We start from the raw sequence: 6,856 nt of genomic DNA on the forward strand, positions 1-6,856 counted from the left end.
CGGAGCCGGGCGCCGTTGGCGAGCCGGGCGGGGCACCCGAGCCGGGCGGGGTGCGGGGGCCGGGCGGCCTCGACGCCGCCGAACGGGAACGGTCGCTGACGACGCTGGTCAGGCGGGAGGCGGCCGCGATCCTCGGTCATGCCTCCGCCGAGGGCGTGGACCCGGAACTGACCTTCAAGGAGCTGGGGTTCGACTCCATGAGCGGGGTCGAGCTGCGTACGCGGATCGCGGAGGCCACCGGTCTGCCCGTCCCCGCGGGGCTCATCTTCGACCACCCGACGTGCGAGGCGGTGGTCACGTACCTGCTGGCCCAGTCCCTCGGCACGGCCCCCGCGCCGGAGCGGGCCGAGGAGCGGCGGACGGCGTCCGTGGAGGACGATCCGGTGGTGGTCGTGGGGATGAGCGGCCGGTTCCCCGGCGGCATCAACTCGCCCGAGGAACTGTGGGACCTGGTCGCCTCCGGGGGCGAGGCGATCTCCGGGTTCCCCACCGACCGCGGCTGGGATCTCGACGCACTGTTCTCCGACGACCCCGACACGCCCGGCACTTCGTACACGCGGGAGGGCGGATTCCTCGACGGTGTCGCGGACTTCGACGCGGAGTTCTTCGGCATCAGCCCCCGCGAGGCCCTCGCGATGGACCCCCAGCAGCGGCTGCTCCTGGAGACCTCCTGGGAGGCTTTCGAACGCGCCGGGATCGACCCGACGAGCCTGCGCGGCAGCCGTACCGGCGTCTACGCCGGGACCTTCGGTTTCCGAGACCAGGACGCGGGCGGGGGCGGCGCGGAGGGCCACCGGATGACGGGCTCGGCGGCCAGTGTGCTCTCCGGCCGGGTGTCGTACGCGCTCGGGCTCGAGGGCCCGGCGATCACCGTGGACACCGCCTGCTCCTCCTCACTCGTCGCCCTCCACATGGCCACCCAAGCCCTCCACACCGGCGAATGCACCCTCGCCCTCGCCGGCGGCGTCACCCTCATGTCCACCCCCACCACCTTCATCGAATTCAGCCGCCAACGCGGCCTCGCCCCCGACGGACGCTGCAAACCCTTCTCCGCCCACGCCGACGGCACCGGCTGGTCCGAAGGCATCGGCATCCTCATCCTCGAAAAACTCTCCGACGCCCAACGCAACAACCACACCATCCTCGCCACCATCCGCGCCACCGCCATCAACCAGGACGGCGCCAGCAACGGACTCACCGCCCCCAACGGCCCCTCCCAACAACGCGTCATCCAAACCGCACTCGACAACGCCCACCTCACCCCCGACGACATCGACGCCATCGAAGCCCACGGCACCGGCACACGACTCGGCGACCCCATCGAAGCCCAAGCACTCATCAACACCTACGCCCAACACCGCACCACCCCCACCCCCCTCTGGCTCGGCTCCCTCAAATCCAACATCGGCCACACCCAAGCCGCCGCCGGCGCCGCAGCCCTCATCAAAATGATCCAAGCCCTCCACCACAACACACTCCCCCCCACCCTCCACGCCACCACCCCCACCCCCCTCATCGACTGGAACAACACCCCCCTCCAACTCCTCACCACCCCCCAACCCTGGCCCCACACCCACCACCCCCGCCGCGCCGCCATCTCCTCCTTCGGCATCAGCGGCACCAACGCCCACATCATCATCGAAGAAGCACCCCCCACCCCCACCACACCCCCACACCAGGAGGAGCCGACCGAGGCCGGGACCGTGCTGGTGCCGCTCTCCGCGCGGGCCCCGAGTGCCCTGCGCGCGCAGGCGCGACAGCTCCTGGGGTATCTCGAGGCGCGGCCGGAGGCCGATCTCGGCGCGCTCGCCCTCTCGCTCGGCACGCGCCGCGCCGCTCTCGCTCTGCGTGCGACGGTGCGGGCCGACGGCCGCGAGGACCTGGTCAAGGGGCTGGAGGGGCTGGCGGCAGGAGAGACCTCGTCGGAGCGGCTGACGCAAGGGGAAGTGGTCTCCGGGGACACGGCGTTCCTGTTCTCGGGTCAGGGCAGTCAGCGCCCCGGCATGGGCCGCGAACTCTACGAGACCTACCCCGCCTTCGCCGCAGCCCTGGCCGAGGTCTGCGCCCACCTCGACCCCCACCTCGACCGCCCCCTGCGCGACCTCATGTTCGCCGCCGAGGACAGCCCCGAAGCCGCACTCCTCCAGCAGACCCAGTACACCCAGACCTCCCTCTTCGCCCTCCAAGTCGCCCTCCACCGCCTCCTCGAACACCTCGGCATCCGCCCCAAATACCTCGCCGGACACTCCATCGGCGAACTCGCCGCCGCCCACGCCGCCGGCATCCTCACCCTCCCCGACGCCTGCACCCTCGTCGCCGCACGCGGCCGCCTCATGCAACAACTCCCCCCAGGCGGCACCATGCTCGCCGTCCGCGCCACCGAACACGACCTCACCCCCCACCTCACCCACCACAACGACATCTCCATCGCCGCCCTCAACAGCCCCACCGCCACCGTCCTCTCCGGCACCACCACCACCCTCAACACCCTCAACACCACCCTCACCCAACTCGGCCACACCACCCGCTTCCTCCGCGTCAGCCACGCCTTCCACTCCCCCCTCATGAACCCCATCCTGGAAGAATTCCGGCACACCGCGGAACAACTCACCTACCACCACCCCCACACCCCCCTCATCACCCACCACCACGACCACACCGCCACCCCCGAAGAACTCACCACCCCCGACTACTGGGTCCAGCACATCCGCAACACCGTCCACTTCCACCACACCATCACCACCCTCGCCGACCGAGGCACCACCACCTACCTCGAAATCGGACCCGACACCACCCTCACCGCCCTCGCCCGCGAAACCCTCACCGACACCACCACCAACAACACCACCACCCCCCAACTCCACCCCACCCTCCGCAAAAACCACCCCGAAACCACCACCCTCACCCAAACCCTCGCCCACCTCTGGACCAACGGCACCCCCCTCAACTGGCACCACCTCCTCCACCACCCCACCCCCCACCACCACAACCTCCCCACCTACCCCTTCCAACACCGGCGCTACTGGCTCAACCACCAGGACGCGCGGGATCTCGACAGGGAGGCCACGGGGCTGGGGCTCGGCCCGGCGGGCCACCCGATGCTCGGCGCGGCGGTGTCCCTCGCGGACTCCGGCACGCTGGTGCTGACCACGCGGCTGTCGCTCCGGGAACACGGCTGGCTGGCCGACCACGCGGTGCTGGACACCGTGCTGCTGCCGGGGACGGCTCTGGTCGAACTCGCCCTGCGGGCCGGGGAGCTGGCGGGCTGTGAGGTGCTGGAGGAACTGACCCTCCAGGCACCGGTCGTGCTGCCGTCGACCGGGGGAACACAGGTTCAGGTGTCGGTGGGGGCACCGGACGAGGCAGGGCGGCGTCCGCTCACCGTGCACGCCCGCCCCTCGGGGGCGTCCGAGGACGAACCGTGGCGCCGGGTCGGAACGGGTGCCGTGGCGCCGGACGAGATCGCGGACGGCGGGGCGGACAGCGGCGCGTTCGACGCGCTCGCCCAGTGGCCGCCCCGGAACGCCGAGGACATCGACCTGACGGGCCATTACGAGGATCTCGCCGCTCGGGGCTTCGGGTACGGTCCGGCCTTCCGCGGACTGCGCCGGGTGTGGCGCGCCGGGGACACCGTCTTCGCGGAGGTCGTGCTGCCGGAGGACCTGGCCGCTGAGTCCCACCGCTACGGGCTGCACCCCGCGCTGCTCGACGCGTCCTTGCACGCGCTCGGCCTGGGCGTGCTGGACACCGGCTCCGCGCCGCTGCTGCCGTTCTCCTTCGAGGGCGTGCGGCTCTCCGCGACCGGGACCTCGACGCTGCGCGTCCGCCTCACGCCGGAGGGCGCGGACACGGTGTCCCTGCTCGTCGCGGACGGCCACGGGCAGCCGGTGGCCGAGGTGGCCGCGCTGACGCTGCGCCCGCTCTCCGCGGAACAGACGCGCGAGGCCCAGGAATCACCGGTGTCGGACGCCCTCTTCCGCGTCGGCTGGATGCCCGTGACCGCGCCCGTCTTCGACGGCGCCGGGCCCACGAGGACGCTCCAGGTGCCCCCGGGTTCCGCCTCGGTGCACGAGACGCTCGCCACGAGCCTGCGGGAGATCCAGGCGTGGCTCGCCGAGGACGAGCGCGAGGAGGAACGGCTCGTGGTACGGACCACGGGCGCCGTGTCCGTCGGCGAGGAGGTGCCCGATCCGGCGGCGGCGGCGGTCTGGGGACTGGTGCGCTCGGCGCAGACGGAGAACCCGGGCCGCATCGTCCTGATCGACGCGCCCGCAGGCACTCCGCCGGAGGCACTGCGCACCGTGCGGGACGAACCGCAACTCGCCGTGCGGGACGGCCAGTTCTTCGTGCCGCGGCTGGAACGGGTCGCGCAGGCGGAGGAGGCGGCCTTCCCGGCGCTCGATCCGGAGGGAACGGTGCTCATCACGGGCGCCACCGGCGCCCTCGGCGCCCTCTTCGCCCGCCACCTCGTCACCCACCACCACGTCACCCACCTCCTCCTCGTCAGCCGACGCGGACCCGACGCACCCCACGCCACCACCCTCACCCAGCAACTCACCGACCTCGGCGCCACCGTCACCCTCACCGCCTGCGACATCGCCGACCCCACCGCCCTCCACCACCTCCTCGACACCATCCCCACCGACCACCCCCTCACCGGCATCATCCACGCCGCCGGCACCCTCGACGACGCCACCCTCACCACCCTCACCCCCCAACGACTCACCCCCGTCCTCCGCCCCAAAACCGACGCCGCCCACCACCTCCACCACGCCACCCAACACCTCGACCTCCCCCTCTTCGCCCTCTTCTCCTCCGTGGCCGGTGTGTACGGAACGGCCGGACAGGGTTCGTACGCGGCGGCCAACGCCTCGCTGGACGCGCTCGCGCGGCAGCGCAGGTCGCAGGGGCTGGCGGCAGTGTCGCTGGCCTGGGGCGCGTGGGACACCGACGGGATGGCGGCGACGCTGGGCGCCGCCGACCTGGCGCGGCTGGCGCGCTCCGGCATCGGCACGCTCGACGCGGACCTCGGGCTCCGCCTCTTCGACGCCGCCGTGGGGCTCGGCCTCCCGGATGTGGTGCCGATGCGGCTGGACAGCGCGGGTCTGCGGGCGGCGGACGAAGAGGTGCCCGCGATGCTGCGGAACCTGGTCCGTACGCGGCCGCGCCGGAGCAGTGCGCGTGCGGGTACCGAGGCGGCGCCGGGCTCGCTCGCCGAGCGGCTGGCGGGCATGGCGGCCGAGCCCCGGGCGGCGTTCGTCACCGACCTCGTACGGCGCACGGTGGCCGAGGCGCTCAGTTACGCAAGCGCCGCGGAGGTGGACGCGCGGCGGGGCTTCCGGGACCTCGGCATCGACTCGCTGACCGCCGTCGAGCTGCGCAACCGTCTCAACAAGGCCACCGGCCTGCGCCTGCCCGCCACCCTCGTCTTCGACCACCCCACCCCCACCGCCGTCGCCGAACTCGTACTGGCGGAGCTGGGCGACGCGGTGGCTCCGCGCGAGGCCCTTCCGGCCGCGCGCACGGCGTCCGTGGAGGACGATCCGGTGGTGGTCGTGGGGATGAGCGGCCGGTTCCCCGGCGGCATCAACTCGCCGGAAGCGCTGTGGGACCTGGTGGCCTCCGGGGGCGAGGCGATCTCCGGGTTCCCCACCGACCGCGGCTGGGATCTCGACGCACTGTTCTCCGACGACCCCGACACGCCCGGTACCTCGTACGCGCGCGAAGGCGGGTTCCTGTACGACGGGGCGGAGTTCGACGCGGAGTTCTTCGGCATCAGCCCCCGCGAGGCCCTCGCGATGGACCCCCAGCAGCGGCTGCTCCTGGAGACCTCCTGGGAAGCCCTCGAACGCGCCGGGATCGACCCGACCAGCCTGCGCGGCAGCCGCACCGGCGTCTACGCGGGCGTCATGTACCACGACTACGCGAGCCGGCTGTCCTCCGTGCCCGGGGACCTGGAGGGCTATCTGAGCACGGGCAACACGGGAAGCGTCCACACCGGCCGGGTGTCGTACGCGCTCGGGCTGGAAGGCCCGGCGATCACCGTGGACACCGCCTGCTCCTCCTCACTCGTCGCCCTCCACATGGCCACCCAAGCCCTCCACACCGGCGAATGCACCCTCGCCCTCGCCGGCGGCGTCACCCTCATGTCCACCCCCACCACCTTCATCGAATTCAGCCGCCAACGCGGCCTCGCCCCCGACGGACGCTGCAAACCCTTCTCCGCCCACGCCGACGGCACCGGCTGGTCCGAAGGCATCGGCATCCTCATCCTCGAAAAACTCTCCGACGCCCAACGCAACAACCACACCATCCTCGCCACCATCCGCGCCACCGCCATCAACCAGGACGGCGCCAGCAACGGACTCACCGCCCCCAACGGCCCCTCCCAACAACGCGTCATCCAAACCGCACTCGACAACGCCCACCTCACCCCCGACGACATCGACGCCATCGAAGCCCACGGCACCGGCACACGACTCGGCGACCCCATCGAAGCCCAAGCACTCATCAACACCTACGCCCAACACCGCACCACCCCCACCCCCCTCTGGCTCGGCTCCCTCAAATCCAACATCGGCCACACCCAAGCCGCCGCCGGCGCCGCAGCCCTCATCAAAATGATCCAAGCCCTCCACCACAACACACTCCCCCCCACCCTCCACGCCACCACCCCCACCCCCCTCATCGACTGGAACAACACCCCCCTCCAACTCCTCACCACCCCCCAACCCTGGCCCCACACCCACCACCCCCGCCGCGCCGCCATCTCCTCCTTCGGCATCAGCGGCACCAACGCCCACATCATCATCGAAGAAGCACCCCCCACCCCCACCACACCCCCACACCAGGAGGA

1 protein-coding gene is annotated in these 6,856 nt (G+C 71.8%); it reads left to right on the plus strand.

Annotated features, from left to right (window positions below):
• On the plus strand, window positions 1-6,856 hold a 6,856-nt coding region (locus tag G3I42_RS17575; RefSeq protein WP_164287073.1), incomplete at both ends, for a type I polyketide synthase.

The organism is Streptomyces sp. SID11385, assembly GCF_010548245.1.
GTDB lineage: Bacteria > Actinomycetota > Actinomycetes > Streptomycetales > Streptomycetaceae > Streptomyces.